The sequence below is a fragment of the Phyllobacterium bourgognense genome, assembly GCF_003337575.1.
Lineage (GTDB): Bacteria > Pseudomonadota > Alphaproteobacteria > Rhizobiales > Rhizobiaceae > Phyllobacterium > Phyllobacterium bourgognense.
In genome coordinates this window covers 486,136-511,896 of the sequence record NZ_QPJM01000002.1, presented here as the reverse complement: position 1 = coordinate 511,896, position 25,761 = coordinate 486,136, and the positions used below count along the sequence as shown (strand labels likewise).

Genomic DNA, 25,761 nt, shown 5'->3' with positions numbered 1-25,761 from the left:
TTCGACGGTATTTTCCATGGATTAGGATTTTCGATTAGATGAAGGGAATAATTCTCGCAGGTGGAAGCGGTACGCGTCTGTATCCATTGACCATCGCCGTGTCGAAGCAAATGCTTCCTATCTACGACAAACCGATGATCTATTATCCGCTGAGCGTGCTGATGCTGGCGGGGATACGCGACATCCTGGTGATTTCGACACCGCATGATTTGCCGCTGTTCCAGAAGCTTTTGGGGGATGGCCGCGATTTCGGCGTGAATTTTTCCTATGCTGAACAACCAAGTCCAAATGGCCTCGCGGAGGCGTTCATTATCGGTCGGGATTTCATCGGAGATGATAGCGTCGCGATGATCCTTGGCGACAATATCTATTTCGGCGATGGTCTCTCCAAGCTCTGTCAGCTGGCGTCATCCGGCGCAAAGGGTGGAACGGTTTTTGCCTATCACGTCGAGGACCCGCAACGCTATGGCGTCGTCGAGTTCGATAAAGCCTCGGGTCGGGTGCTTTCCATCGAAGAAAAGCCGGTCAAACCGAAATCCAGCTGGGCCGTCACTGGTCTGTATTTCTACGACAACGAAGTTGTCGACATCGCGAGATCCATCAAGCCTTCCCACCGCGGCGAACTGGAGATTACCAGCGTCAATAACGTCTATCTCGAGCGCGGCGATTTGCGGGTCCAGCGATTGGGACGCGGCTATGCCTGGCTCGATACGGGGACCCACGACAGTCTGCACGAGGCCTCTTCGTTCGTGCGCACCATCGAACACCGCCAAGGCATCAAGATCGCCTGCCCGGAAGAAATCGGCCTGGAATGGGGTTGGCTGGACGCCGGACAGGTTCTGGAGCGAGCCGCGAAAATGGGCAAGACGGAATATGCCGCATATTTGCGCCGCCGCGCAGCGGAGGTCGGAAACGATGATTGAAATCACGCCTCTCGCCCTCACAGGCGTGTTCGAGATCAAGCCGCCAAAATTCGGCGATGACAGAGGTTTCTTCTCCGAAACCTATAATGCGCAAGCCTTGGCCAAAGCCGGGATCGATCTGCAGTTTGTTCAGGACAATCACTCTCTTTCGGCTGCCAAGGGTGTTCTTCGCGGGTTGCATTACCAGTTGCCGCCACGCGCGCAGGATAAACTGGTGCGCGTGGTGAGTGGCTCGATACTCGATGTTGTCGTCGACATCCGGAAGTCATCGCCTACATTCGGGAAATGGCTCGCACTAGAGGTATCGGCGACGAAATGGAACCAGATCCTTGTTCCAAAAGGCTTCGCACACGGGTTTCTGACTTTGGAGGAAAACACCGAAGTCATGTATAAGGTGACGGATTATTATTCCCCCGAACACGATCGCAATATCCGTTTCGACGATCCTTCAATTGGTATCGAATGGCCCTTCGAGGCCGCTGCTATTCAGCTGTCTGACAAGGACCGGAAAGCGCCCTTGCTCGATGGTGCCGATATTTTTCCCTGAGGAGCAATCAGTTTCATGAAGATACTTGTTACCGGCGGGGCCGGCTTCATTGGATCAGCGGTCTGCCGTCATCTCGCTGCCAACCCGAAGAACCATGTCGTCAATGTCGACAAGCTCACCTATGCGGGCAATCTCGCTTCGTTGCGCCAGCTCGAAAACCATCCCAATTACAGCTTCGTCGAGGCTGATATCTGCGACGATACGACGATCCTCGGCATTCTCCGCAGCGAGAAGATCGATGCGATCATGCATCTGGCAGCTGAGAGCCATGTCGATCGCTCTATCGATGGTCCGGCCGCGTTCATCGAAACCAACATCATTGGCACATTCCGTATGCTCAATGCGGCGCTCACCTATTGGCGGGAACTTTCGGAGCCGGAAAAATCTGCTTTCCGCTTCCATCACATTTCTACCGATGAAGTGTTCGGCGATTTGCCCTTCGACAGCGGTATCTTCACCGAAGAGACGCCTTACGCACCATCGTCACCCTATTCCGCTTCCAAAGCTGCTTCCGATCACCTCGTGAGAGCCTGGCATGAGACCTATGGCCTGCCTGTGGTCCTGTCGAATTGCTCGAACAATTACGGCCCGTTCCATTTTCCGGAAAAACTCATCCCGCTGGTCATCCTCAATGCTCTCGATGGCAAACCCCTGCCTGTCTACGGCGCCGGTGCCAATATACGTGACTGGTTGTACGTGGAAGATCATGCTCGCGCATTGGAACTGGTCGTCACCAAGGGCAAATCCGGCGAAAGTTACAATATCGGAGGTCGCGCAGAACGCACCAACCTTAGCGTCGTCGAAACGATATGCGATATTCTCGACCAGAAACGTCCCCGGAGCGGTAGCCGGCGTTACCGCGACCTGATCACTTTTGTGACCGACAGGCCGGGCCATGATCGCCGCTATGCCATAGATGCCTCCAAGATAGAGCGTGAGCTCGGGTGGACACCCGTGGAAACATTCGAGACCGGCCTTGCACGCACGGTGCAGTGGTATCTCGACAATGAGTGGTGGTGGCAGCCGATTCGCGGCGAGCGTTATGCTGGCGAGCGGCTTGGCGCAGCGAACAAAGGAGCGTCATGAGGATTGTCGTTACGGGACGAGAAGGACAAGTCGTACGCAGCCTCGTCGAACGGGCAGCGCATCAGGCTTCAATCGAACTCGTTGCCCTTGGGCGTCCCGAACTCGATCTGACGCGACCGGAAACGATACGCGATGCCATTCATGCCGCCAGGCCCGATCTCGTTGTTTCCGTGGCAGCATATACGGCAGTCGATCTTGCGGAGGACGAACCGGAGCTGGCGCATGCCGCTAATGCAGTCGGCGCGGGAATTGTGGCCCAAGCGGCTGCAGCGACCGGCGCTCCGGTAATCCATCTCTCTACGGACTATGTCTTTTCTGGCGAGGGTGAAGTGCCTTATATGGAAGCCGATCCGACCGGACCGCGCAGCGTTTATGGCCGGTCGAAGCTTGATGGTGAGATAGCCGTCGCCGCCGCCAACCCCCACCATCTGATCTTGCGCACAGCATGGGTCTACAGCCCGTTCGGCAAGAATTTTGTCAAGACGATGCTGAAGCTGGCGGAAAGCCGCGAGACCGTGTCGGTGGTTTCGGATCAATGGGGCAATCCCACATCGGCGCTCGACATAGCAGACGGTATTTTGCGAGTTGCGGATCGTCTGCAGACAGACGCAGCATTCGATGCATTCGGCATCTATCATCTTGCGGGCACCGGCAATACGAACTGGAGTTCGTTCGCCAGGGAAATCTTTGCCGAGAGCAGCAAAAAAGGCGGTCCTTATGCCGAGGTCAAGGACATTCTCACGGCGGACTACCCGACAAAGGCCATTCGCCCGCTCAATTCCAGATTGTCGACGGACAAGTTCTTTGACGTTTTCGATTGGCGCGCGCCAAAATGGAACGTCTCCCTTGCGCCCGTGATAGACAAGTTGGTCGAACAAAATTGAGGTGAATATGACGTCGGGGTAAGGAGGTGGTGCGGATAGAGGGACTCGAACCCCCACGGTCTCCCGCCAGAACCTAAATCTGGTGCGTCTACCAATTTCGCCATATCCGCAGATGAAGCATAAGCCTCAAGCGCCGGTCCCTATATCACCCTCTCTTCCAGCGTCAAAGGAAAAAGCCCGGCTTCCGGCAGAATATATTTTGTTGGCAACGTTCAGTTACCGAACTCAGTAAATTGGCTCTTCGTAAAGCACGTTGCCATTGTCCTTCAATGCGCGGATCTGCGCGTCTCCCGCGCTCGATACGGCAATTACCGCCTCAATCTTTCGTTCCTGTTGCTGAGCTTCGATCGCCCGTCCCTGACCTTCCGGCACGTAATAGCGCTCGATGCCATAGGTGATGCGGAGGGGGCTATAAGCCGCCGCGTTGGCAAAGCTGGATGTGCGGCCGCGCAGTTGCACTTCGCCAGACGGCACGTCCTTGAGCTCCTGCCAAGAGGCGCCAGCGAACGTCCACACGCCCCCGTCGCCCTCTTTCACAGTTACGTAGACATCGGCAGGTCCATCGGTTGCGGGAACAGTTCCACTGATCTTGCCGGCCTCGATATTTGAGATGGCATAGCGAAGGATGACATAGTCGCCGCGCAAGAAATCATGCGGATCGACAGGTTCACTTTGCAATGTGATGTCGGTGCCATCGCGCAGGATCGAAACGTGCTGCTGGATCATGGCGTAGAGCACACCGGACTGCATAAGCGCCACTGCGGCACCAAGGCAGAGAAAGCGATTAATCTTTATTTTCATGCCGCTGCCTGCCTTTTCGGATTCCTTTTCTGAAGCCGTCGCTCCATCCGAATGACGAAGGCGGCGAGAAGCAGAACCAGCACACCGGCGCTCAGGAAGAAACTCGCGGTCCCGATCATCGTGCCGATAGTCTCGAAGGCCAGATAGAGAACCTCCAGCGAGAAGACCGTATAGGCAATCCACCGCACCGCCAGATTACGGTGGCCCGAAAGTATGAGACCCGCGATCGAGCACCCAAGGATCGCAAATCCGATCAGTACCTGACCGGGAATCGCTTCATCGGCATATTCATTGCTGGCGATATCGAACTGAAAGAATAATAGCGCCACGAGCACCATGAAGAAGCCATAGGCGCCCAAGGGCTCTGTCCAGCCGGTCATCCGGTCCAGGAGGCCGGGACGCACGGCGTCCATCATGAAGCATACGGCACCGATCAGCCCGGCCACCCATAAAACCGCGACCTCGTCGAGATCAATTCGGACGACAAGCACGTAGGTGACGAGCAATAGCGCGATAAGATGCTGGGCGGCCCTGCCCTTCGCGTACCAGACCAAACCGGCACTGATGAAAAGCAGGACCGGCACCAGCCAGACATAGCTGAAAGGCTCTCCCGTGGACCGATCAAGCGAAGAGAACAGGTAAAGACCTGTAATGGCAACGCCCGCCGAGACAAGCACGGGCGAGCGCAGGAACAATGCCGCAACCATCGTGCCGGCGACCCAGAGGAGCACGGCATCCGATACATCGCCCGACAGGTGGTACATTTGGCCAATCAACGCAATTCCGGCACCAAACGTGATCGCGGCGATCAAGTACAGCGCCTGACCGAAGCGCCGGTCGCCGAGACTTTCCCGCCATGCGCCGCCAACATAACCAAGCCAAAGCACCGATATGATCAGGCCAACGCGAAACAGCCGGGGCATTGCCTCCCAATTCGCCGCGACGAGCGAGATGATCGCCGCTCCGAGAAGAACCGCGCCGAGCACCGCGAGGATACCTCCAAGGCCAAAGCCGGAGCGATGATCGTCTAGGTCTTTGCGAAGCCGTTCGGCGATGATCTCGTCGATCACCCCGTCCCGCTGCCAGCGCGCAATATGTTTCCTCAATCCAATGGTGAGTGCCACGGATGCTCCCTTGAGTCTCGCCGGTGTGAAGGTAACGCGACTGACTGCAAAAACGCAATTGCAAGGCGGTGCACAAATTCAACTCAAAACCGCCTCTGGTGCGCCGCAACAATTAACGCGAATTAATGCTGCAATGCAGCAATTGCATAGCTGACCTGCAAACTTGGCTCTCCAACTTGAGGACGTCATCCACTATCTTCCACTCAACGATCAAGAGTGATCAATCAAACAAAAAACCGAAGTGGTGAAATGAAATGAACCTTATCCGCTCTTACAGCAACTGGCGCCGTTATCGTGACACGGTTTCCGAGCTGAACCGTCTGTCGACCCGCGAACTCAGCGATCTGGGCATTGCACGTTCGGACATCCCGTTCGTCGCCAAGAAGTCTGCAGTACGCTAATCGAATACAAGAATATCGCCGGGCTTTATCCTCCTCCCAAAGTTCCCGCGATCGAAGACCGGCACTCCTCCTCCCGGCCGGTCTTTACAAAACGACACCCACCGCACCTCCTCCCGCGGTGGGTGTTGTTGTTTCTGGCTCTATTTAGACGAAATTTGTTCTATCTCTGCCCGCCGTAACCCCGACGGTGCCATTCCGACAAAAGCATCACATCAGGCGGTCCGCCTCCCGGCTCATACCAGGAGTCGACGGCCCAGGATGTCCCAGAATCATCCTTGAGAACGGCGGTAAAATGTGGGTAGCGGCCGTCGATGAAACTCCCGCGCGAATCTCTCCGTACAACGCGATGATGGTGCAATAGTCCGGCGCCCTGCAGATAGCGGAGAAAATGATCCGTATTGGTCGACTCATCGACACAATCCATCTGACCTTTCTCGCGGCCCTTGCCGAAATCCATCTTTGGCCGGTCAATCACCCCGATCACAGCAACGCTACGCCGCTCGAATACCTCCACCGCACGGCGAAGGGCAGCGCGCTCGGCCGCAGGCGAAGCGCGTCCTCCCGCCATGATGGAAGCAATCCGCGAGCGATCCGCCGGTGTCAATCCCACCCGCGTCTGAAAGGTACAGCCATAGCCGTGGCAGACGCCGAAACTTTGCGCCTCGGCATGCCCGCACAAGGCGGCGAAGAGAAAGAGCGGTAACCACCGGAGCATGATACGCATTATGCGACTGTAGCGGGACCTGTCCTTGAAACCTACAGGATTCGCTGTTTATGGTTGCCGGACCAAAGTGGAGGAATCAACATGAAAACAAGAGAGAGCGAAAATTCTTCCTTGCTTGCCAAAACCAAGAGCCCGGTGGCACCCACACAGCCGGTCCTCCTCTCAGGCGGCAATCCTCAGATCGCGAAGGGCTACGGCGACGCCCCGGTGCAGGCCTACATTGCAGCCATGCCGGGCTGGAAAAGCGACCTCGGTCGCCGCCTCGACGCGCTTATCGTGCGCACCGTTCCCAGCGTGCACAAGGCGGTCAAATGGAACTCGCCCCTCTATGGGTTGGACGAAAAGACCTGGTTCCTCAGCTTTCATTGCTTCACGAAGTACGTCAAGGTCACCTTCTTTCGCGGCACGTCACTCAGTCCTGTCCCGCCCGGCGCGTCCAAGCACAAGGAAGTGCGGTATCTCGATATCTATGAAGGCCAATTCGATGAAGCGCAGTTCGTCGACTGGGTGAAGCAGGTCAGCCAACTGCCCGGCGAAAAAATGTGAGCAAAAAACCTCGACCTGACTGCATGACACCACCAAGAGGAAGGCGATACCGATGAAGAAGAGCGACTTGAAGGATGAAGAACGAGGGCACTCTCCGTCTCAGCTGATAGATGCGAGAATCAAGGAACTGAGCGACTGGAGGGGTAAGATGCTCTCCCATGTCCGCGCGCTCATCAAGCAAGCCGACCCTGAAGTGGTCGAGGAATGGAAGTGGAGAGGCGTTCCGGTCTGGTCTCACAACGGCATAATCTGCACCGGCGAGACCTATAAGAGCGTGGTGAAGCTGACTTTTGCCAAGGGCGCTTCGCTTGACGATCCTTCCGGGTTATTCAACTCCAGCCTTGAAGGCAACACGAGGCGCGCTATCGATTTACGTGAGGCTGACGAAATCGATGAGAATGCATTCAAGGCACTCGTAGGCGCCGCAATCACGTTGAACAAGTCAAAGGCCCGTTAGCCTGAATGCAGGGTTCCGGCTTGATACTGACGGGCGAATAGCTTTCTCCACCCGTGCGAGCCATTTTCTTACGTCTATGGGCTTCCCCGTCAAATACCCTGTTCGGGGTTGTGCCAGGCCCCAGAAGCAATGTAGTTTGCCGCCTTGGTATGGTCTTACTTTCATTGGAGCATTTAGAACAGGGTGATGTTTGACTTTGGTCATTAGGCTAATAAATTAAGGGGATTCTCACAATGTCCAACGCCGTTTCAGTTTCATTCAATACTTCCAAAAATCTCTCCAAGACCCGAATTCTACTGTTTATAATTCCAGTAGTTGCGCTCGCGGCATGCGCCTCTCCCGAAAAGAAGTGGGTGCATAGTGAAGAACCTGTCACACCTGCAGACAAGGACATGGTGCAATGCAAGTACCAGGCCGCCGGTTCGACCGCCGCCCTAGCCGCCGACAGTTCTGCCAGGAGCAAAGAAGAGGCCAATCTTGTCAATGCATGCATGCGGGCAAAGGGCTATAAGCAATAACACGCTAGGCATGTGACCTTTTTCAGACTGGCATCGAGCATGGTGGATAGCGAAGTAGTGCGACCGCTGCTAGTCCCCCGTAACTCGCCTGATAGTGATTTCCGTCAGGCTGGAAACATCTGGAAATCAGGCCTACAGTCGCGATTCCAGCGGTAATCTCCCGGAGTAAAAAATATGGAAAAACGTCGTCTTGGCCGCAAGGGCCTGTCCATTGCGCCATTGGTTTTGGGAGGTAACGTCTTCGGCTGGACTGCCGACAAAAAGACCTCCTTCGATCTGCTTGACCGTTTTGTCGATGCCGGTTTCAACGCGATCGACACAGCGGATGGATATTCCCGCTGGGTCCCCGGACATGAAGGCGGCGAATCCGAAACAATCATCGGCGAATGGGTCAAATCCCGCAATGCGCGCGACAAGGTCGTTATTATTACCAAAGTCGGCTCCGACATGGGCCAAGGCAAGAAAGATCTGTCTGCCGCTTACATCGCCAAGGCAGTCGAGGCATCGCTAAAACGGCTCCAAATCGATGCAATCGATCTTTATCTGTCGCACTGGCCCGATCCCGATACACTCTACGAGGAAACACTCGGCGCCTACCAGAAGCTGCTGAGAGAGGGAAAGATCAAATCGATCGGCGCTTCCAATCTCGATGCGAATCAGCTTCGGGCCGCGATCGATGTTTCGGAAACAAAGGATCTGCCCCGTTACAATGTGCTGCAGCCCGGCTACAACCTCTACGATCGTGGCGAGTTCGAAGGCGAATTACGCGACCTCTGCATCTCCGAGAATATTGGCGTCATCACGTATTTCGGGCTCGCCAAGGGTTTCCTTTCTGGCAAATATCGCAGCGAAACCGACTTGGGTAAAAGCCAGCGCGGCGACGGCATCAAGCAGTATCTCAACCCTCGCGGTCACCGCATTCTCGCTGCGCTGGACAAGGTGTCGGCCAAGCACAACGCCAAGCCGGCCGAAGTCGCAATTGCGTGGATCATCCAGCGCAAGGGCGTCACGGCACCGATTGCCAGCGCCACTTCCCTCGAACAGCTGGAAAGTCTTATCCGCGCCGCAGCACTGAAGCTCGACAGTGACGACGTGGCGGACCTCGACCAGGCCAGCGCCTGATTCAAATTGTCAACGCCGCCTCTCGAGTAACTCGCGGCGGCTTTTGCATTGAAGCGCAGCACCAAAAAGTCTATTGGAAGCGCATGTCACACAAACCAGTTCATATCGTTGGCGGCGGTCTCGCCGGTTCCGAAGCATCATGGCAGCTTGCCCAGGCCGGTATTCCCGTCATTCTGCACGAGATGCGCCCGGTTCGCGGCACCGATGCGCACAAGACACAAGATCTGGCCGAGCTCGTTTGTTCCAATTCTTTTCGCTCCGATGACGCCGAAACCAATGCGGTCGGCGTATTGCATGCGGAAATGCGCCTCGCCAATTCGCTGATCATGGCTTCTGCCGATGCGAACCAGGTGCCGGCCGGCAGTGCGCTCGCTGTCGATCGTGACGGCTTTGCCGAGGCCGTCACCGCCCGCATTGAAGCGCATCCCCTGATCACCATCCAGCGCGAGGAAATCACCGGCCTGCCGCCGGCTGATTGGGACAAGGTCATTATCGCCACTGGCCCGCTGACGGCGCCATCGCTTGCCGAAGCGATCGGCAAGGAAACCGGCGCGGACGCCCTCGCCTTTTTCGACGCTATTGCGCCAATCGTGCATTTCGATTCCATCGATATGGATGTCTGCTGGTTCCAGTCGCGCTATGACAAGGTTGGACCGGGCGGCAATGGCAAGGACTACATCAACTGCCCGATGACCAAGGAGCAGTACGAGGCTTTCATTCAGGCGCTCGTTGCAGGTGACAAGACCGAGTTCAAGGAATGGGAAGGCACGCCTTATTTCGACGGTTGCCTGCCGATTGAGGTCATGGCCGAGCGCGGGCCCGAAACGTTGCGCCATGGCCCAATGAAGCCGATGGGCCTGACCAATGCACACAATCCCACTGTCAAAGCCTATTCGGTGGTTCAGCTACGCCAGGACAATGCGCTCGGGACGCTCTACAACATGGTCGGATTCCAGACCAAGTTGAAATATGGCGCCCAAACTGACATCTTCAGAATGATCCCGGGATTGGAGAACGCCGAGTTTGCACGTCTCGGCGGGCTGCACCGCAACACATATCTGAATTCGCCGCTTCTGCTCGATCCGACCTTGCAGCTCAAAACACGGCCGGGCCTGCGTTTTGCCGGCCAGATCACCGGGTGCGAGGGCTATGTCGAATCCGCCGCTATCGGTCTGCTCGCGGGCCGGTTTACCGCGGCTGAAAGGCTTGGCCAAGCCTATACGCCTCCGCCCTTGACGACAGCTTTCGGCGCGCTCCTCGGTCATATCACCGGCGGGCACCTTGTGACCGATGAAGAACCGGGCAAGCGCTCGTTCCAGCCAATGAATGTCAACTACGGCCTGTTTCCGCCAATGGAGACGCCGAAGATTGAAGGCAAGCGTCTGCGCGGCAAGGAGAAGTCGAATGCCAAGAAATGCGCCATGAGCGGGCGTGCGCTGGCTGACTGCCGTACATGGCTCGGCCTACCGGCAATTGCAGAAGCCGCGGAATAGTTGTGCGTGGTTCGACAGGCTCACCATGAAGGCGTGGTGAATTGCAGGGTGCCAGGGTCGCCAACGCTGGGATCTGAAGCGCACTACATCCCTCATGGTGAGCCTGTCGAACCACGCATTGAACACCGCAAACTCGATATATTAGCGCGTTGATGCCCTAAAGATCGCCCATTGGCGGCGGAGTGGAGAGATTTCCTCAATTTCCGTTGCCGTATTGAAGCCGCTGGCCTTCAGCTTCCTCAGATATATCGGAGTAATCGCCGCTGGCAGATAGGCCGGGCGAAGTGTCGCCGGCAACGTCTTCACAGCGTTTTCGAATTTTGCGAAATGATCCCCGGCCAGTGCGATCATCGCATCGATCGCACGCTTGACCGCTGATTGATCGGAGCCATCCAGCAACACCGTCCCACTGCAGCCAACGGTCGCCAGAATATCGGCGGGGATGTATATCTGGCCGCGGCGGCGATGCAGTGGCAACAGACGCAGTAGACCAGTGATCGCCTGCGCGACACCGGCATGGCCAGCTAAGTTGGCGTGTTCAGGCGCCTTGGCGGCATCCAGGATCAAGGAGGCGAGTTGGATAAGCGCCGAAGCCGTCTCGCCGCAGTAGCCTTCCAGATCGTTCCGGCTTGGCATTGGGTCATTGTAGAGGTCGAATATCCGTGCCTCACAATAATTGTCAAAGGCAGAGCTCGGCAGATCATACGTTTTGATCGTACCCAAAAGCGCAGCGGCGACGGGATTCCCCGACGCTTCACCAAGCTCTGTTGCATTGATGAGATCGCGCCACCATTGCAACCGGATTTCACCCGGCAACGGGTCATGAATCAGATCACGAATTCGGGCAATTTCGTTGTTGAAAGCAAAGAGCGCTGCCAATGCCCCGCGTTTGTCTTCCGGCGCATACAGCACAGAAAGGTAGCGGTCCGGATCGGCAGCTCGCAACAATTGCAGGCAGTGGGTTTCATTTGCATTCATAACGCCGCTCTCGATTTGGTCTGGCGAGATTCGCGTCAGGGCGAGACGAAAACGATGGTTTCCGAGCACCGGAGCGCAGCGTACATTTTGGTACGTGAGCACCGGAGCGGAGGAAAGCGTCGTTTGCAGGCCGCCTTGACGCGAAATATCGACAGAGCTTCAATCCACTGCAATCAATGCAGCGGCCACTGCGCGATCCTCCGCCAGCAACACATTGTAGGTCCGCACTGCTGCACCCGTGCTCATCGGATCGGACGATATACGGTGCTTGCGCAATTCGTCGCGCAGTTCCTGCGGCAGCCGCCGCAAGTCGGTCCCCATCCCCACCAGCAAAATTTCGATATCGTCAGCTTGTTCAAGCACAAGCGAGAAATCGGCGATCGTCAGGAGTGGCAGGGTTTTCGGCTCCCAGCCATGAATGCCGGATGGGAGACAGAGTATGGAGCCGCGATGCGACATGTCAGCGAAGCGAAAGCCGCCATTGCCATAGGCATCGATGGGTGCACGCCCAGGAAAGTGCGCATCCCGAATTTCAATGCCTTTGACCAATTAACTATGCTCCACTCTGCCCGGACACCGCCGGAGGTCCGTTGTCCGCGACATCCCTGCCCTTGAGGCCAAACAGCATCAGCAACGGGCCGGCAACGAAGATCGACGAGTAGGTTGCGACGATAATGCCGACACCGAGGACCAGCGCGAATGATTTCACGTCATCTCCACCATAGAGATAGAGAACGATCAACGCCAGAAACGTTGCAAGCGATGTCAGAATCGTGCGCGACAGGGTCTGGTTGATCGATGCATCGAGAAGAGCCGATAGCGACATGCTGTTGCCGTATCGTCGCAAATTTTCGCGCACGCGGTCGTAGATGACGACCGTATCGTTAAGCGAGTAGCCGACTATCGCGAGCAACGCGGCGATGCTCCAGAGATTGAACTCCATCTGGAAGACGATGAACATACCAAGCAGTAGCAGCACGTCGTGGATTGTTGCGAGAATGGCGCCAAGTGCGAAATGCCATTCGAAGCGCAACCACACATAGACGAAGATCACCGCCAATGAGAGCCCGACTGCGAGCATTCCGGCGTGTGACAGTTCAGTCGATACGGACGGGCCGATGACGTCAATGCGGCGGAAATCGAAGTCGTCCTGCAATTCACCGCGGATTTTGACACCGACAGTCTGCTCGGCATCCTCGCCCTCACCTTGGCTGCCCACGGTAATCAGCGCGCGATCATCGGATTTGAATGGTTCGATCTTGATGTCACCAATATTCAGATCTTCCAGTCGGCTATACACATCATCGAGATCGATCGCACCCTCGTGCGATTGAATCTCGACCATCGTGCCGCCCTTGAAATCGATACCGAAATTCATGCCGACAATGGCGAAAAGCACGATCGCCGCAATGCTCGACAGCGCCGAAAAGCCAAGCGTCAGAAAACGCAGCTTCATGAACGGGATTTTCGTATCATTTGGAACGAGCTTCAGGAGTGCGCCAGGAACTTCCTTGGGACGCGCCCATTGAACCCACACGGATACCAGCCAACGGGTCAGCGTGAAGGTCGTGAACAGCGTCGTGACGATGCCGATGGTAACGGTCAGCGCGAAACCGTGCACCGGCCCGGAGCCCAGCATGAAAAGCACGAGTGCCGCGATCAGCGTCGTGACATTGGCGTCGACGATCGTTGCAAGTGCCCGTGAAAATCCGGAATCGATAGCCTGGATCACGGAAAAGCCAGCGCGCCTGTCCTCGCGAATACGCTCATAGATCAGCACGTTGGAATCGACGGCCATGCCGATCGTAAGCACGATACCGGCAACACCCGCGAGCGTCAGCGGCGCGCCGAAGAGCGTCAGCACAGCCAATATCAGGATCACATTGACGACAAGGGCAATGTTGGCGATGACGCCGAGAAGGCCATACGTCAAAAGCATGAAAACGATGACGAGAACTGCGCCGATAAGAGCAGCGATCTTGCCAGAAGCTACAGCAGCCGCTCCGAGATCAGTGCCTATCGTTCTCTCTTCGAGCACGGTGACACTCGCTGGCAGCGCGCCGGCCCGCATCACAAGCGCAAGGTTACTTGCGCCCGAAAGGTCGAAATTGCCGGAAATCTGACCTGTATTCCCGGGTATTTCCTCACTGATGACCGGAGCTGAAAGCACCTGGTTGTCGAGAACGATAGCGAAGGATTTGCCGACATTCGCCTTGGTCGCCTTCGAGAACCGGTCAGCGCCGATGCTGTCCAGCCTGAAGGTGATCACGGGCTCTTGGGTGGTCGTATCGATCCCGGCTTGCGCATCGACGAAGTTCTTGTTCGAGACGAGCGGCTCTTTCTTGACCAGATAGGCAACGGGCGGATCGTCGAACGAATACACCACCTCATCGCCTTCCGGCGGCGTGCCGTCGATCGCCTGCTGAACCGGTACGGAATCGTCGACCATCTGGAAATGCAGTTCGCCGGTGAGGCTCAGGATGTCCTTGAGCAGTTGCGAATCGTAAAGTCCGGGGACTTCGACGAGCACACGGCCATTCCGCTGGCCTTCGACATTGGGATTGGTGTAGCCGAGCTCGCTGAGACGGCGGTTCAGGATTGCAATCGTTGCGTCGGTGTCCGGCAGATGTTCCCGGTCGACCTGCAAGCGCAGTCGCGAACCACCTTCGAGGTCGAGACCCAGCGCCAGCTGCTTCTTCGGCAGCCAGTCCGGCAAGGTCACCAATTGATCCTGTGTGAAGAGATTTGGCAGCGCCAGAATAACGCCTGCTAGAACAACAGCCCAGATGAGTACAGTCTTCCAGCGGCTAAAATAGAGCATGCAGTCGCAACCTTGGAACTAGAATCAGAGGGGCGGCTCGATCGCCGCCCCGTCACTATGCCTTATTTCTTGTTGTCGGCAACCGGCTCGCCCTTGACCCGGACGTCCGCCACCATGCCCCGCAGGACACGAGCCTTGACGCCTTCGCCGATTTCGACATCCAGCTCGCCGGTATCTTCATAGACCTTGGTTACCTTGGCGATGAAACCGCCACCGGTAATGATCGTGTCACCGCGTCGGATATTCTTCAGCTGCTCCTCGCGCTTTTTGGCAGCAGTACGCTGTGGGCGAATGATCAAAAAGTACATGATCACGAAGATCAGAATGAACGGCAGGATGCTCATCAGCATTTCCGGTGCGCCGCCGACACCCGTTGCCTGTGCATATGCGGGAGTTACGAACATTGAGACAACCTCCAGAGAAACCAGATTTGAAAGAACTTGAGCCAGCGCAATACAATGTTTGGGGCGTCAAAAGCAACCGTACAAAACTGTGTGTCCTGCTTTTCGAATTATCTTCAACATGATAGTCGCATATACGCGGGAAAAACGAAGGCTGGATGAGTATGTCCGATGAATTGTTGACAGATAAACTTGACAGACTGATTGCGGTGCTGGAGCGCATGGCACCGCCAAAAGCTCGACCGGTCGACCTCGATGTGGCGGATTGCTTCGTTTGGAATCCGGACAAGCTCACCTTTGACCCGGTCAGCAAGGTCAACCGGGTGGACATTTCCTTGATCCGCGGCGTCGACAATGTCCGCGATATCCTATTCGACAATACGAAACGCTTTGCCGATGGTTTGCAGGCGAACAATGTGCTGCTGTGGGGCGCGCGCGGCATGGGCAAGTCATCGCTGGTCAAGGCGGTGCATGCCTCTGTCAACGCTGCTGCACCGACCGGCGGCCACCCGCTCAAACTTGTGGAAATCCACCGCGAAGATATCGACAGCCTCCCTGCGCTGATGGCGGCCATCAAGGACACGGATTACCGGTTCATCCTGTTTTGCGACGACCTGTCCTTCGATCACGACGACACATCGTACAAATCATTGAAGGCAGCACTGGAAGGCGGTGTCGAAGGCCGGCCGGACAATGTCATCTTCTACGCCACATCGAACCGGCGTCATCTTCTGCCGCGCGATATGATCGAGAACGAACGTTCCACGGCTATCAACCCCTCCGAAGCGGTTGAAGAAAAAGTCTCGCTTTCGGACCGCTTCGGACTTTGGCTTGGGTTCCACAAATGCAGCCAGGACGACTATCTGTCGATGATCGATGGCTATGCGGCGCATTTCCACCTGCCGATAAAGCAGCCGGAATTGCATGCGCAGGCGCTTGAGTGGTCCACGACACGCGGGGCACGGTCCGGTCGTGTCGCCTGGCAATTCATCCAGGATCTTGCCGGACGTCTCGGCAAGAAACTGTAAGGCGCCCGCCAGGTATTCAGCCCGCCGCCTCATCCAAGGCTTCTTCAGCCCATTGGTTGAGGCTCTTGCCGGCACGTTCTGCAGCGAGCGCTGCCCGGCGATGAATTTCAGGCTTTACTCGAAACATCATTTTTCCCGAGTATGGCTTTGCGGCTGCTTGCCGATTTTAGTGCATGTCTCGATATAGTCATCGACAGCTTCGTGAAATGCCACTTTCAAGTCCACTACCGTATCGGCGTGAAAACCGACACCGTCGCTGATATCGGCAATCTTCCCGAAGAAAATTTCATCCTCATCATCGTATTCGATGCGCGCGGTATAATCTTTGTAGTGCATGACATTCATGGTTTTATTCCAATTCTCTCCAGAAAGGCTCGAGCCGCACGCACCTGGTAGCGCTTTGCTTCCTTGGAGGGATGAGACCCATGAAAGCTTTCCACCTCTCCGTCTATTTCAAACTTCACACGCGAGCCATTGCCCTCGATCGTCCGCGCGCCAACGCCAAGCAGTAAATTTTCAATGTCTGACCATGCAATGAAACCCGAAACCGGATCAGGGTTCGCCGATGCTTGCTATTCATGGAATTGGCCTTTTCAAAATATAATATTTGCAAGCAAAGAATGCTAGCATAACTGTCAGTTAAAAATGGAAAGCCCGCACCTTTCGGCGCGGGCTCCAATCAATCTGCTGATCGATCAGGATTCGAGATATTTCGTAGGGTCAACCGGCGTCGAGTTCTTGCGAACCTCGAAATGAAGCATCGGCGTCGTTGCGTTGCCGGTCATGCCAGACACTCCAAGCTGGTCGCCGCGCTTGACCTTCTGGCCGCGCTGGACATCGAGCTTGCTGGCATTGCCATATACGGTCACAAGGCCATTGTCATGGCGCACCAGGACGGTATTGCCGAATTCCTTGAGGCCATCGCCAGAGTAGATGACCACGCCGTTTTCAGCAGCCTTGATCGGGGTACCCTCAGGCACGGAGATGTTGATCCCGTCGCTGCCCTTGCCGTAGTTGGCGACGACCCGGCCGCGAACCGGCCAGCGCATACCCGAGACGCCGGTAGCCGACGGTGCTGCGGCAACATCCTTGTCCTTATCCGCGTTCTCGATCACCTTCTCGCTGGCCTGTGGCGGCGTGTAAGGCTTTGCCGAAGTGTCGGCCTGCGGAGCCGCAGCGGCCTGCGTCGCGGCACTTGCGACCGCCTTCGGCTGTTCTGCAGGCGGCGTCGAAGCTGTCTTGACCTGATCGACCGTTCCACCCTTCGGCTTCATGGTGTTGGCGACATTCTGCGCAAGCGCCGAATTGGACGGCGGAATGATGAGCGCCTGACCAACACGGACGGTGCCATCCTTCATGTTGTTCGCCTGCTTGATCGCCTCGACATTGCTGCCGGTCTTGCGCGAAATCGCATGCAGCGTGTCACCGCTCTGGACTGTGTATGAGCCCTGGCCGGTTGGCTTTGCAACTGTGGTCGCGGCAGCTACCTGCTTGTTCACCGGTGGCGTCTGTATGACGGCGACGTTGTTCGAATGCACCGGAGCCGCCTTTACAGGCATCTTTGCTTCACGGCCATCCGGAGTTTTCAACGTACCCGAAGTCGATCCCAACGGTGCGGCCTGCATTGGCTGCGCTGAAGCGACCTGCTGCTGACGCGGTGGCGCCGCGCTGGCAACGGGTGCGAGAGCCGGGCGCGTCGGCTGCGACGAGACTGGCGGCAGCGCCGAAGTGGTTGCAGCGCCGACGGGCGGCAGGCTGCTGCGCTGGACACCTCCGCCGCTGCTTACAGAAGCTGTCTGCGTTGAATCGACGGGAGGTGTATAAGGTTGTGGCGTGTTTTTGGACGCTTGCATGACTGATCGTTGATTGTCGCTATAGCCGGAACTGAAATCGGCACTGGTGAAACGCTGCACGCCCGAGCTGCAGCCAGCCGCGATACCGGCTATCGAGAGAATGGCGGCATTCAGAGCCAGCCGCCGTGACGCTTTGTCAGGAGCAAGTTTTGTCCAAATGGAGACATTCTGCCGGAGAGAATTTGTGGACAAGGTCAAGAGGTTTGGCGAGGCCGATGTCTTTCCATCGGACGACGCCAAAGCTCGATGGATTTGGTCCAAATTCACCCGGCCCTTCGGGTTTCCGGCTGACAGCCACCCACTTTGTCTGGCGGCGTCGTCCGATGGAAACACATCGGCCTCGCCACCATCCGCGTGGATCGTCTTGCCATCCGAGAAACAGAATTGGCTCCATTTAGACAAAATTTGCTCCAGTGTACTCAAACGCATCGCATATCCCGCCCGTACTCAATACAAGAATATTGGACTCATTAGATCGCGTTAATGTTACTCGACCGTTAAAGAGCGAATAAAATTTGTAAAAAATTCACCAAACTCGTAAAGGGTCAGGAACTGGGTCAGAGCGCCGAGGCGACACCTTCCATCAGGGGCAAAAGGCGCACCGACATCAAATCATGGCGCTCAAAACGGCTGCCGATTTTCGACAGACGCGCCATCACTTGTCTGCCATCGAGCGGGCCGATCGGTGCGATCATGACGCCGTTTGACGACAGGAGATCTACGAACTGGCGCGGCATGCTTTCGAAAGCCCCCCAGACGATGATGCGGTCGAACGGACCATCATGTACGAGGCCATGCCTGCCATCCGCATGCTTGACGAAGGTATTCTCGATTTTCAGAGCCTGGAGCCGCTGATGCGCCAGTTCAACCAGCGTGCGATAGCGCTCCAGCGATAAAACACGGCCGGCGAGCCGCGCCATAACGGCCGCCGTAAAGCCAGAACCGGTGCCGATTTCCAGCACACGGTGCGTCGGCTCAAGATCGAGGGAATTGATCAACTGCGCCTGCAGATCGAGCGCTTCGATGAACTCACCGCATTCGATCGGCAGCGTTCCCGCACCGTAGGCAAGGTTACCAAGATTGCCGTTGACAAAGGCCGTACGCGGCGTCGCCTCAAAGGCGCTGATCAGACGTTGATCCGACAGGCCCAAGGCGCGCATACGCAGTACGAAAGCCGCCAATCCTTCGCGTTCAGACATCGCAACCTTCATGCAATGGCACTCGCAAGGGTTGCGAGCGTGTCATGCGCTGTCAGGTCGAGTTGCAGCGGCGTGACTGAAATGAAGTTCTTGGCGAGTGCGGCCACATCGCTGTTTTCAGCCGGCACATCCTTGCCGCGGCCATAGCGCAGCCAGTAATAGGGCAAGCCGCGTCCGTCATGGCGCTCTTCTATGGTGAGGCCATGCGAAAGCTTGCCTTGCGCCGTAACCCGCGTTCCGGCGATCTCCGCAGCGCTGCAGCTCGGGAAGTTGATATTGATGAGAACGGTCTTTGGCAGTTCGACACCAAGTACCTTTTTCAGGATCGCGGGCGCCCTCTCCTCCACGACCTCCCATGGCAGCACACGCGCCCCGCCATCCAGATTGTATTCCTGCGACAAGGAAATGGACTTGATGCCGAGCAATGTGCCCTCGATGGCGCCGGCAACAGTCCCTGAATAGGTGACGTCATCCGCCATGTTCGAGCCGGAATTGACACCGGAAAGGATCAGATCAGGTGCGTCCGGCATCAGATGCTTGACGCCCATGATAACGCAATCGGTCGGCGTGCCGCGCACGGCAAAATGCCGCTCATCGATCTTGCGCAGGCGCAACGGGTTGGAAAGCGTCAGCGAATGCGCAAGGCCGCTCTGGTCCGTTTCCGGCGCGACCACCCAGATATCGTCCGAAAGCTGGCGGGCAATGCGTTCAAGCACGCTCAGACCTTCCGCATGAATACCATCATCGTTGGTCAGAAGAATGCGCATTTGCCCCGGTCCCTCTTATGCTGCTTTTTCGATCCGTTTCAGTCCACCCATATAGGGCACAAGGGCTTCAGGAATTGTTACGCTGCCGTCCTCATTCTGATAATTTTCGACAACGGCAATCAGCGCGCGCCCCACGGCAGTACCCGAACCATTCAGCGTATGAACGAAACGCGTCGACTTCTCGCCTTCCGGCCGGTAGCGGGCATTCATGCGGCGTGCCTGGAAATCACCGCATACCGAGCAGCTGGAGATCTCGCGATACTCCTTCTGCCCCGGCAACCAGACTTCGAGGTCATATGTTTTCTGCGCGCCAAAGCCCATATCGCCGGTACACAGCGTCATGGTGCGGAACGACAGGTCGAGCCGCTTCAAAACTTCCTCGGCACACGACGTCATCCGCTCATGTTCCTCGATGGAATGTTCGGCATCGGTGATCGATACCAGTTCCACCTTCATGAATTGGTGCTGGCGCAGCATACCGCGCGTGTCCCGCCCCGCAGAACCGGCTTCCGAACGGAAGCACGCCGTAAGCGCCGTCATGCGGATCGGCAGATCGCGAATATCGAGGATCTCTTCGCGCACAAGATTGGTAAGCGGCACCTCGGCGGTCGGGATCAGATAGCGGCCGTCCGTGGTCCGGAACAGATCTTCTGCGAACTTCGGCAGCTGACCCGTGCCGTAGAGCACTTCGTCATTGACCAGCAGAGGCGGACTGACTTCGGTATAGCCATGTTCGGTCGTGTGCAGATCGAGCATGAACTGGCCAAGCGCACGCTCCAGCCGCGCCAGCTGACTTTTCAGGACCGTGAAGCGGCTGCCCGAAAGCTTGGCTGCACGTTCAAAGTCCATGTAGCCGAGCTTTTCGCCGATCTCGAAATGCTCTTTCGGCTCGAACGAAAAATTCTTGAGGTGTCCGACGCGGCGCGTTTCAACATTGCTGGCTTCGTCCTTGCCGACCGGCACGTCAGCAAGCGGTATGTTCGGAAGCACCGACAATGCATCGTTCAGCGCTCGATCGAGCTGGCGCTCTTCTTCTTCCGCTGACGTCAGGAACAGCTTGATCTCCGCAACTTCGGCCTTCAGACGGTCGGCGGTTGCCTGATCCTTGGCACCCATCGCCTTGCCGATCTCTTTCGAGGCGGCGTTGCGGCGTTCCTGCGCTTCCTGCAATTTAGCTATGTGATGACGGCGCTTTTCGTCGAGCTCGATCAAACGGGACGATGCCGGCTCGTTGCCCCGTTTGGCCAGAGCTGCGTCAAGCGCTTGCGGATTCTCTCGGATCCATTTGATATCGAGCATGGGAATAAAGCCGTGTTGGAGTTATGTGCCGGGTTCTGTTGAATAATGAATTTGCATTTCTATGGTGCGTGGTTCGACAAGTTCACCATGAGGGAGAGAGATGATTGCAAGGCTAATCGCTAACGTTGCAGCTCTTGTCTCCCTGCCATCAACCACATGCCTCATGGTGAGCTTGTCGAACCACGCACAATGGCTACGCAAGCTCTTTTTCACTGGACACCGTCAGGACGAGGCTTCGCTGGACTCTGAATTTGCTTCAGCCTCATCTGCCGCACGCTTCTTCTCGACCAGACGCGCCATCCAGATCGAAACCTCGTAGAGAAGGATCGTCGGGAGTGCAAGACCGATCTGGCTGATCGGATCGGGCGGCGTGATAACGGCGGCCACGATAAACGCAATGATGATGGCGTATTTGCGCTTCGACCTCAGTCCCTCGGAGCCAACGAGGCCGACCCGTGCCAAAAGGGTCGTCACGACCGGAAGCTGGAACACCAGCCCGAATGCGAAAATCAGGGTCATGATGAGGCTGAGATATTCGGAAACCTTCGGCAAAAGCGAGATTTGGACTTCACCCGCTCCGCCAGTCTGCTGCATGGCCAGGAAGAACCACATGACCATTGGCGTGAAGAAGAAATAAACCAGCGCGCCGCCCATGAGAAAAAGGATCGGCGATGCAATCAGGAATGGCAAGAACGCCATTCTCTCGTTGCGATAAAGGCCGGGCGCTACGAACTTGTAGATTTGCGATGCGATGACCGGGAATGCGATGACGATACCGCCGAACATGGCGACCTTGACCTGGGTGAAAAAGAACTCCTGCGGGGCCGTATAGATGAGTTGCGCCTTGGCAGGATCGAGTCCCGCCCACAAGGTAGCCCACTGATACGGGATGACCAAAAGGTTGAACAACTGCTTGCCGAAATGGAAGCATACGAGAAACGCGATGAAGAACGCCAGAAGTGCCCAGATCAGGCGCCGGCGTAGCTCGATCAAGTGCTCCATCAAAGGAGCCGAGCTTTTATCGATTTCGTCGTCAGCGCTGCTCAACTCTTTTTCCCCGTGTCGACAGCCTTGGCCTTCGGCTTCGCTGTTCTTTTTGTTGGTGTTTTGATCGGTGCAGCCGTTGCGACTTCTACGGCCGGCGCTACGCTCTTCTTGGACACAGTCTTCGAAGCGTCTGCGACTTTCTTGGCTGGCGCTGTCGGCTTGGCTTTGGTTTCAGCGGCAGCCGCAACCGGCTTCTGTCTCGACCTTGCGGGCTTCTTTATCACTGTTTCAGCGGCAGGCGTCGCCGGAGCGGCCAAAGGTTCCATCACCTGCGGTTGCAACTGTGTTGCCCCCGGCGCGGCGGGATCTGGTATAGCGACATTGTCCTTCGCTGTTACCGCGGCATCTTTCAAGCTGGAGCGAATTTCCTCACCGATAGTCCGGACAGGATCGAAGACCTTGCGGATATCACTGCGCGGATCGAGGCTCTTGGCCTCATTGACGATATCGCGCACATCATCGAGCTCGGCCTCTTTCAAGGCCTCGTCAAACTGTTTGCGGAATTCGCCGGCAGTTGCCCGAAACTTTGCGGTCGCCTTGCCGAAGGCACGCAGCATCTTCGGTAAATCCTTGGGTCCGACCACCACGATCATGACGATCACGATCACCAGGATTTCCGACCAACCAACTTCAAACATTCATCATGCTCCAGCCACAACGCGGCAATGTAGCCGCGCGCAGGACAAGATTATCCTTGGTCTCAAGACTTTGTGGTCTTTTCCTTGACCGAATTCACCGGCTGGCTTGTCTGATTATCAATTGTTTTCGATTTGTCGGCAGTGTCAGCATCGTCATCGCTCATGCCGCTCTTGAAATTCTTGATACCCTTGGCAACGTCACCCATGAGTTCCGGGATCTTGCCACGACCGAAAAGAAGAAGCACGACCGCAAGCACGATAAGCCAGTGCCAGATTGAAAAACTACCCATTTGATCCTCACATTCACCCAACAGTTTGGGCTGATCTATGTCTTTTCCCCGTGCTTTTCAAACACAAGTCTCTTCTGCTCTTTCACATTCATGTAAACGCAGCGCAAGTCCGAAGTGAACTCTGCGCCACGAATTTTGATGTTCGCAAGCGATTATAACAGAAAGCTTGTCTCAATCATGTTCGACGCGGGGTGTCAAAAGACCGAGTTCCTCGAGGTCGATATCCGTCAGAGGATCTTCATCTTCGGTCAGTTCATCCGGATCATTGACCGGGATCGGGATGGCAAAATTCGTCGGCATGCGCGTCGAAAGCAGACCTGCACCGCGCAATTCGTCAATCCCCGGCAGGTCGCGTACTTCCTGCAGGCCGAAATGGTCGAGGAAAGAGGCCGTGGTGCCATAGGTGATGGGGCGGCCCGGGGTGCGCCGGCGCCCACGGAACTTGATCCAGCCGGTTTCCATCAGCACATCGAGTGTGCCCTTCGAAGTCTCGACACCACGAATATCTTCAAGCTCGGCGCGTGTCACTGGTTGATGATAGGCGATGATCGCAAGGACCTCGAGTGCTGCACGCGACAGCTTCTTTTGCTGCACGGCCTCACGGTTCATCAGGAAAGCGAGATCGGGAGCCGTGCGGAACGCCCATGCGCCGCCGGTCTGCCGCAGATTGATACCGCGCTTTGAATAGATCTCCTGCAGTTCGCCAAGCAGCGCAGCCACGTCGACACCGGACGGCAGGCGCTCACGCAGGGCCTTTTCCGTTACCGGCTCCGCCGATGCAAACAATATGGCCTCGGCCATACGCAGCGCATCGGAAAGCGAAACCGCAGAGTTCCAGTTGCCAGCCGGCAAGTCGACCTCGTCATCGTCGATGTTATGAATGCTGTCAGCCATTTGCCACATCCTTCAGCGGCTCGGTCTGCTTATCAAGCCTGTTGCGCAGATAGATCGGGTTGAACGCGCCGGTCTGGCGGATTTCCAGATGCCCTTCCCTGACCATTTCCAGGCTGGCGGCAAAAGAGCTGGCCATGGCGGTCGCCCGCTCCGCCGGCGAAAAGATAAATTCCAGCAGGTAATGATCGAGCGCCGTCCAGTCCTTCATCTCACCTACGAGCCGCATCAGGATCGTGCGCGCGTCCTTCAGCGACCAGACCGTACGCCGCGCGATCTGTACATGCGAAGTGGCCCGCTTTTGCCGCTGTGAAGCGTAGGCGGTCAAAAGCTCGTAGAGCGTCGCCGCATAGGCGTTGGTCCGATCGACAATCACAGCCTCGGGCATGCCGCGGGCAAAGACATCGCGGCCGAGCCGGTTGCGGTTGATGAGCTTCGTTGCCGCGTCGCGCATCGCTTCCAGCCGCTTCAGCCGGAACTGCAGCGTTGCCGCCAATTCCTCGCCGCTTTCCCCTTCGTCGCCGGGCGCCTTGGGGATGAGAAGCTTGGATTTAAGATAGGTAAGCCACGCCGCCATGACCAGATAGTCGGCGGCAAGCTCAAGCCTTAATGCCTGCGCCTGCCGGATGAAGATCAAATACTGCTCGACCAGCGCAAGCACGGAAATGCGGGCAAGATCGACCCGCTGGTTACGCGCGAGATGCAGCAAGAGATCAAGTGGACCTTCGAACCCCTTGATATCAATAACAAGCGATGGTTCGCTGGCAGCGCGATCGACCTGACTTTCCCACAGCGCCTCCATGGGTGCCGTGTCGTTGCCATTTATCTTTTGCTCGTTCGCCAAATTTCTCTCGCTTCTATGCCACCGCCTCGAAAGTGCGCTGGAACTCTTCCCGGAGTTCTTCCTCGTTGGACGTATCCGGTTCTTTTCGATATTCGATTGCGCGCTGCGCCCGCTCGAACGCCTTGCCCTCGAGCTCCGGCGTGCAAGCCGCAACGGCTTTCATTTGATCCATGATGCCGTGGCAATGAAGCACTATATCAAGCCCCGCCGCAAAGATTGCTTTGGTCCGGTCGAAATAATCCCCAGAAAGTGCATTCATGGAGACATCGTCGCTCATCAGCAGCCCGTCAAAGCCTATATAGTCCCGAATGATCTCCTCGACCACCTTACCGGAGGTCGTCGCCGGGTTCTTCGGGTCGACGGCCGAAAAGATCACATGCGCGCTCATCGCCATCGGCAGGTCAGCCAAAGCCCGGAACGGCGCGAAATCATGTTCGGCGAGTTCTTCGAGCGGCGTCGCAACCGTCGGCAATTCGTGATGTGTGTCGGCGAAGGCGCGGCCGTGCCCCGGTATGTGCTTGATCACTGGCAGCATGCCGCCTGCAAGCAGGCCGTCCGCAGCGGCTCGGCCCATGGCCGTTACGATCTCCGGATGCTTGCCATAGGCGCGCGTGCCGATAACGTCATTGGCGCCCTCGACGGGAACGTCGAGCACCGGCAGGCAATCGACATTGATGCCGAGCTTGAGGAGATCAAATGCATGCAGGCGCGACAGGAGCCATGCGGAACGCAATCCGAGTTCCTCATTTTCCCGGAAAAGCGCGCCGAGCTGCGATCCTGAAGGGTAATCCGGCACGAGCGGCGGCCGTAGTCGTTGGACGCGCCCGCCCTCCTGGTCAATCAGCACCAGTGCGTCATCGCGGTCCACCAGATCACGCAAATGCGCACACAGGTCTTCGATCTGTGCTGGCTCGCTGATATTGCGGGCAAAAAGAATAAAACCCCACGGCCTCTCGTCTCGAAAGAACGCGATTTCGTCTGGGGTCAGTTTCAAACCGGTCGTCCCGGCAATCCATGCTTTTGATTCGCTCATGGGACAAGTCTAGTGTGTCAACCGCCAATGAGGAAGCTGTCTGGCA

General features: G+C 56.7%; 30 protein-coding genes, 1 tRNA gene and 1 pseudogene. 12 read left to right on the top strand and 20 right to left on the bottom strand.

Annotated elements, in window-relative coordinates:
• Positions 1 to 38 precede the first annotated feature (38 nt).
• Genes rfbA through rfbD form a run of 4 tightly spaced genes read left to right on the top strand, consistent with a single transcriptional unit; the run spans position 39 to position 3,440 of the window.
• Positions 39 to 923 carry a glucose-1-phosphate thymidylyltransferase RfbA gene (gene rfbA, locus C7476_RS06165; protein WP_114428991.1) on the top strand — a complete coding sequence of 295 codons (885 nt, stop codon included), beginning with the start codon at positions 39 to 41 and terminating at the stop codon, positions 921 to 923.
• Positions 916 to 1,470 carry a dTDP-4-dehydrorhamnose 3,5-epimerase gene (rfbC, locus tag C7476_RS06160; protein WP_181872358.1) on the top strand — a complete coding sequence of 185 codons (555 nt, stop codon included), beginning with the start codon at positions 916 to 918 and terminating at the stop codon, positions 1,468 to 1,470. The genes rfbA and rfbC overlap by 8 nt, the downstream gene beginning before the upstream one ends.
• 15 nt (positions 1,471 to 1,485) lie before the next feature.
• The gene (gene rfbB / locus C7476_RS06155) at positions 1,486 to 2,556 is read left to right on the top strand and encodes a dTDP-glucose 4,6-dehydratase (RefSeq protein ID WP_114428990.1); all 1,071 of its coding nucleotides are present in this window, start codon (positions 1,486 to 1,488) and stop codon (positions 2,554 to 2,556) included.
• Complete coding sequence (rfbD, locus tag C7476_RS06150) at positions 2,553 to 3,440, top strand: dTDP-4-dehydrorhamnose reductase (RefSeq protein ID WP_114428989.1); 888 nt, start codon at positions 2,553 to 2,555, stop codon at positions 3,438 to 3,440. Before rfbB ends, rfbD begins: the two co-directional genes overlap by 4 nt.
• Before the next feature lie 27 nt (positions 3,441 to 3,467).
• Here the strand turns inward: rfbD and C7476_RS06145 are convergent.
• From C7476_RS06145 to C7476_RS06135, 3 genes are all read right to left on the bottom strand, one after another.
• Positions 3,468 to 3,550 (bottom strand) — tRNA-Leu (locus C7476_RS06145).
• A 115-nt stretch (positions 3,551 to 3,665) separates the two neighbouring features.
• Positions 3,666 to 4,241: a GDYXXLXY domain-containing protein gene (locus C7476_RS06140; protein WP_114428988.1), complete on the bottom strand. Its 576-nt coding sequence runs from the start codon at positions 4,239 to 4,241 to the stop codon at positions 3,666 to 3,668.
• Positions 4,238 to 5,365, bottom strand: a complete 1,128-nt coding sequence (locus C7476_RS06135; RefSeq protein ID WP_181872357.1) for a DUF2157 domain-containing protein — start codon at positions 5,363 to 5,365, stop codon at positions 4,238 to 4,240. The genes C7476_RS06140 and C7476_RS06135 overlap by 4 nt, the downstream gene beginning before the upstream one ends.
• A 10-nt stretch (positions 5,366 to 5,375) precedes the next feature.
• Here C7476_RS06135 and C7476_RS28080 point away from each other — a divergent pair, with 10 nt between their 5' ends.
• Together C7476_RS28080 and C7476_RS06130 are read left to right on the top strand one after the other, a co-directional pair.
• The gene (locus C7476_RS28080; RefSeq protein WP_181872356.1) at positions 5,376 to 5,519 is read left to right on the top strand and encodes a hypothetical protein; all 144 of its coding nucleotides are present in this window, start codon (positions 5,376 to 5,378) and stop codon (positions 5,517 to 5,519) included.
• A 100-nt stretch (positions 5,520 to 5,619) separates the two neighbouring features.
• The gene (locus C7476_RS06130) at positions 5,620 to 5,766 is read left to right on the top strand and encodes a DUF1127 domain-containing protein (RefSeq protein WP_100001090.1); all 147 of its coding nucleotides are present in this window, start codon (positions 5,620 to 5,622) and stop codon (positions 5,764 to 5,766) included.
• Positions 5,767 to 5,926: 160 nt separating this feature from the next.
• Here C7476_RS06130 and C7476_RS06125 read toward each other — a convergent pair whose 3' ends face one another.
• Positions 5,927 to 6,490, bottom strand: a complete 564-nt coding sequence (locus tag C7476_RS06125; protein WP_245426138.1) for a hypothetical protein — start codon at positions 6,488 to 6,490, stop codon at positions 5,927 to 5,929.
• An 81-nt stretch (positions 6,491 to 6,571) separates the two neighbouring features.
• Between C7476_RS06125 and C7476_RS06120 the strand changes: the two genes are divergently transcribed.
• The 5 genes from C7476_RS06120 to trmFO all read left to right on the top strand — a co-directional run bounded on the left by C7476_RS06120 (position 6,572) and on the right by trmFO (position 10,626).
• The gene (locus tag C7476_RS06120) at positions 6,572 to 7,036 is read left to right on the top strand and encodes a DUF1801 domain-containing protein (protein WP_114428986.1); all 465 of its coding nucleotides are present in this window, start codon (positions 6,572 to 6,574) and stop codon (positions 7,034 to 7,036) included.
• Positions 7,037 to 7,088: 52 nt separating this feature from the next.
• Positions 7,089 to 7,493, top strand: a complete 405-nt coding sequence (locus C7476_RS06115; protein ID WP_114428985.1) for a DUF1801 domain-containing protein — start codon at positions 7,089 to 7,091, stop codon at positions 7,491 to 7,493.
• Between the two features lie 233 nt (positions 7,494 to 7,726).
• Complete coding sequence (locus C7476_RS06110) at positions 7,727 to 8,011, top strand: hypothetical protein (protein WP_114428984.1); 285 nt, start codon at positions 7,727 to 7,729, stop codon at positions 8,009 to 8,011.
• A gap of 174 nt (positions 8,012 to 8,185) precedes the next feature.
• The gene (locus C7476_RS06105) at positions 8,186 to 9,133 is read left to right on the top strand and encodes an aldo/keto reductase (protein WP_114428983.1); all 948 of its coding nucleotides are present in this window, start codon (positions 8,186 to 8,188) and stop codon (positions 9,131 to 9,133) included.
• A gap of 83 nt (positions 9,134 to 9,216) precedes the next feature.
• Positions 9,217 to 10,626: a methylenetetrahydrofolate--tRNA-(uracil(54)-C(5))-methyltransferase (FADH(2)-oxidizing) TrmFO gene (trmFO, locus tag C7476_RS06100; RefSeq protein WP_114428982.1), complete on the top strand. Its 1,410-nt coding sequence runs from the start codon at positions 9,217 to 9,219 to the stop codon at positions 10,624 to 10,626.
• A 141-nt stretch (positions 10,627 to 10,767) separates the two neighbouring features.
• Here trmFO and C7476_RS06095 read toward each other — a convergent pair whose 3' ends face one another.
• From C7476_RS06095 to yajC, 4 genes are all read right to left on the bottom strand, one after another.
• Positions 10,768 to 11,604, bottom strand: coding sequence for a phytoene/squalene synthase family protein (locus C7476_RS06095; protein WP_114428981.1), 837 nt, complete (start codon positions 11,602 to 11,604; stop codon positions 10,768 to 10,770).
• A gap of 159 nt (positions 11,605 to 11,763) precedes the next feature.
• Positions 11,764 to 12,153, bottom strand: coding sequence for an Mth938-like domain-containing protein (locus tag C7476_RS06090; protein WP_114428980.1), 390 nt, complete (start codon positions 12,151 to 12,153; stop codon positions 11,764 to 11,766).
• Between the two features lie 4 nt (positions 12,154 to 12,157).
• The gene (secD, locus tag C7476_RS06085; protein ID WP_114428979.1) at positions 12,158 to 14,425 is read right to left on the bottom strand and encodes a protein translocase subunit SecD; all 2,268 of its coding nucleotides are present in this window, start codon (positions 14,423 to 14,425) and stop codon (positions 12,158 to 12,160) included.
• Positions 14,426 to 14,487: 62 nt separating this feature from the next.
• Positions 14,488 to 14,829, bottom strand: coding sequence for a preprotein translocase subunit YajC (gene yajC, locus C7476_RS06080; RefSeq protein ID WP_112530327.1), 342 nt, complete (start codon positions 14,827 to 14,829; stop codon positions 14,488 to 14,490).
• A gap of 161 nt (positions 14,830 to 14,990) precedes the next feature.
• On the opposite strand from yajC, the gene C7476_RS06075 reads away from it, so the two are divergent.
• On the top strand, positions 14,991 to 15,854 hold the full coding sequence (locus tag C7476_RS06075; protein ID WP_114428978.1) for an ATP-binding protein: 864 nt from the start codon (positions 14,991 to 14,993) through the stop codon (positions 15,852 to 15,854).
• A gap of 16 nt (positions 15,855 to 15,870) precedes the next feature.
• On the opposite strand, the pseudogene C7476_RS06070 reads toward C7476_RS06075, so the two are convergent.
• From C7476_RS06070 to nagZ, 12 genes and pseudogenes are all read right to left on the bottom strand, one after another.
• Positions 15,871 to 16,199 (bottom strand): annotated as a pseudogene (locus C7476_RS06070) (type II toxin-antitoxin system HicB family antitoxin).
• Positions 16,196 to 16,375 carry a type II toxin-antitoxin system HicA family toxin gene (locus C7476_RS28640; protein WP_425373951.1) on the bottom strand — a complete coding sequence of 60 codons (180 nt, stop codon included), beginning with the start codon at positions 16,373 to 16,375 and terminating at the stop codon, positions 16,196 to 16,198. The pseudogene C7476_RS06070 and the gene C7476_RS28640 overlap by 4 nt, the downstream one beginning before the upstream one ends.
• A gap of 174 nt (positions 16,376 to 16,549) precedes the next feature.
• A complete protein-coding gene (locus C7476_RS06060) occupies positions 16,550 to 18,109 on the bottom strand; it encodes a peptidoglycan DD-metalloendopeptidase family protein (RefSeq protein WP_425373945.1) in 1,560 nt (519 codons plus the stop codon).
• Positions 18,110 to 18,264: 155 nt separating this feature from the next.
• Positions 18,265 to 18,918: a protein-L-isoaspartate(D-aspartate) O-methyltransferase gene (locus tag C7476_RS06055; protein ID WP_114428976.1), complete on the bottom strand. Its 654-nt coding sequence runs from the start codon at positions 18,916 to 18,918 to the stop codon at positions 18,265 to 18,267.
• Positions 18,915 to 19,673: a 5'/3'-nucleotidase SurE gene (gene surE, locus C7476_RS06050; protein ID WP_114428975.1), complete on the bottom strand. Its 759-nt coding sequence runs from the start codon at positions 19,671 to 19,673 to the stop codon at positions 18,915 to 18,917. The genes C7476_RS06055 and surE overlap by 4 nt, the downstream gene beginning before the upstream one ends.
• Positions 19,674 to 19,688: 15 nt before the next feature.
• Positions 19,689 to 20,972, bottom strand: coding sequence for a serine--tRNA ligase (serS, locus tag C7476_RS06045; RefSeq protein WP_114428974.1), 1,284 nt, complete (start codon positions 20,970 to 20,972; stop codon positions 19,689 to 19,691).
• Between the two features lie 222 nt (positions 20,973 to 21,194).
• On the bottom strand, positions 21,195 to 21,974 hold the full coding sequence (gene tatC / locus C7476_RS06040) for a twin-arginine translocase subunit TatC (protein WP_425373950.1): 780 nt from the start codon (positions 21,972 to 21,974) through the stop codon (positions 21,195 to 21,197).
• 41 nt (positions 21,975 to 22,015) lie between these two features.
• Entirely contained in the window at positions 22,016 to 22,657 is a 642-nt protein-coding gene (tatB, locus tag C7476_RS06035) for a Sec-independent protein translocase protein TatB (protein ID WP_114428972.1), read from the bottom strand.
• A gap of 62 nt (positions 22,658 to 22,719) precedes the next feature.
• Positions 22,720 to 22,947, bottom strand: coding sequence for a twin-arginine translocase TatA/TatE family subunit (locus C7476_RS06030; protein ID WP_114428971.1), 228 nt, complete (start codon positions 22,945 to 22,947; stop codon positions 22,720 to 22,722).
• 171 nt (positions 22,948 to 23,118) lie between these two features.
• Positions 23,119 to 23,841 carry an SMC-Scp complex subunit ScpB gene (gene scpB, locus C7476_RS06025; RefSeq protein ID WP_114428970.1) on the bottom strand — a complete coding sequence of 241 codons (723 nt, stop codon included), beginning with the start codon at positions 23,839 to 23,841 and terminating at the stop codon, positions 23,119 to 23,121.
• A complete protein-coding gene (locus C7476_RS06020) occupies positions 23,834 to 24,640 on the bottom strand; it encodes a segregation and condensation protein A (RefSeq protein ID WP_114428969.1) in 807 nt (268 codons plus the stop codon). The genes scpB and C7476_RS06020 overlap by 8 nt, the downstream gene beginning before the upstream one ends.
• Before the next feature lie 55 nt (positions 24,641 to 24,695).
• The gene (nagZ, locus tag C7476_RS06015; protein ID WP_114428968.1) at positions 24,696 to 25,715 is read right to left on the bottom strand and encodes a beta-N-acetylhexosaminidase; all 1,020 of its coding nucleotides are present in this window, start codon (positions 25,713 to 25,715) and stop codon (positions 24,696 to 24,698) included.
• Between the last annotated feature and the right edge of the window lie 46 nt (positions 25,716 to 25,761).

What these genes read in the sequence shown, in the direction of transcription:
- rfbA (WP_114428991.1), top strand. Translation starts at nt 39, where the DNA reads ATGAAGGGAATAATTCTCGCAGGTGGAAGCGGTACGCGTCTGTATCCA.
- rfbC (WP_181872358.1), top strand. Translation starts at nt 916, where the DNA reads ATGATTGAAATCACGCCTCTCGCCCTCACAGGCGTGTTCGAGATCAAG.
- rfbB (WP_114428990.1), top strand. Translation starts at nt 1,486, where the DNA reads ATGAAGATACTTGTTACCGGCGGGGCCGGCTTCATTGGATCAGCGGTC.
- rfbD (WP_114428989.1), top strand. Translation starts at nt 2,553, where the DNA reads ATGAGGATTGTCGTTACGGGACGAGAAGGACAAGTCGTACGCAGCCTC.
- C7476_RS06140 (WP_114428988.1), bottom strand. Translation starts at nt 4,241, where the DNA reads ATGAAAATAAAGATTAATCGCTTTCTCTGCCTTGGTGCCGCAGTGGCG.
- C7476_RS06130 (WP_100001090.1), top strand. Translation starts at nt 5,620, where the DNA reads ATGAACCTTATCCGCTCTTACAGCAACTGGCGCCGTTATCGTGACACG.
- C7476_RS06125 (WP_245426138.1), bottom strand. Translation starts at nt 6,490, where the DNA reads ATGCGTATCATGCTCCGGTGGTTACCGCTCTTTCTCTTCGCCGCCTTG.
- C7476_RS06120 (WP_114428986.1), top strand. Translation starts at nt 6,572, where the DNA reads ATGAAAACAAGAGAGAGCGAAAATTCTTCCTTGCTTGCCAAAACCAAG.
- C7476_RS06115 (WP_114428985.1), top strand. Translation starts at nt 7,089, where the DNA reads ATGAAGAAGAGCGACTTGAAGGATGAAGAACGAGGGCACTCTCCGTCT.
- C7476_RS06110 (WP_114428984.1), top strand. Translation starts at nt 7,727, where the DNA reads ATGTCCAACGCCGTTTCAGTTTCATTCAATACTTCCAAAAATCTCTCC.
- C7476_RS06105 (WP_114428983.1), top strand. Translation starts at nt 8,186, where the DNA reads ATGGAAAAACGTCGTCTTGGCCGCAAGGGCCTGTCCATTGCGCCATTG.
- trmFO (WP_114428982.1), top strand. Translation starts at nt 9,217, where the DNA reads ATGTCACACAAACCAGTTCATATCGTTGGCGGCGGTCTCGCCGGTTCC.
- C7476_RS06095 (WP_114428981.1), bottom strand. Translation starts at nt 11,604, where the DNA reads ATGAATGCAAATGAAACCCACTGCCTGCAATTGTTGCGAGCTGCCGAT.
- secD (WP_114428979.1), bottom strand. Translation starts at nt 14,425, where the DNA reads ATGCTCTATTTTAGCCGCTGGAAGACTGTACTCATCTGGGCTGTTGTT.
- yajC (WP_112530327.1), bottom strand. Translation starts at nt 14,829, where the DNA reads ATGTTCGTAACTCCCGCATATGCACAGGCAACGGGTGTCGGCGGCGCA.
- C7476_RS06075 (WP_114428978.1), top strand. Translation starts at nt 14,991, where the DNA reads ATGTCCGATGAATTGTTGACAGATAAACTTGACAGACTGATTGCGGTG.
- C7476_RS06055 (WP_114428976.1), bottom strand. Translation starts at nt 18,918, where the DNA reads ATGAAGGTTGCGATGTCTGAACGCGAAGGATTGGCGGCTTTCGTACTG.
- surE (WP_114428975.1), bottom strand. Translation starts at nt 19,673, where the DNA reads ATGCGCATTCTTCTGACCAACGATGATGGTATTCATGCGGAAGGTCTG.
- serS (WP_114428974.1), bottom strand. Translation starts at nt 20,972, where the DNA reads ATGCTCGATATCAAATGGATCCGAGAGAATCCGCAAGCGCTTGACGCA.
- tatC (WP_425373950.1), bottom strand. Translation starts at nt 21,974, where the DNA reads ATGGAGCACTTGATCGAGCTACGCCGGCGCCTGATCTGGGCACTTCTG.
- tatB (WP_114428972.1), bottom strand. Translation starts at nt 22,657, where the DNA reads ATGTTTGAAGTTGGTTGGTCGGAAATCCTGGTGATCGTGATCGTCATG.
- C7476_RS06030 (WP_114428971.1), bottom strand. Translation starts at nt 22,947, where the DNA reads ATGGGTAGTTTTTCAATCTGGCACTGGCTTATCGTGCTTGCGGTCGTG.
- scpB (WP_114428970.1), bottom strand. Translation starts at nt 23,841, where the DNA reads ATGGCTGACAGCATTCATAACATCGACGATGACGAGGTCGACTTGCCG.
- C7476_RS06020 (WP_114428969.1), bottom strand. Translation starts at nt 24,640, where the DNA reads ATGGAGGCGCTGTGGGAAAGTCAGGTCGATCGCGCTGCCAGCGAACCA.
- nagZ (WP_114428968.1), bottom strand. Translation starts at nt 25,715, where the DNA reads ATGAGCGAATCAAAAGCATGGATTGCCGGGACGACCGGTTTGAAACTG.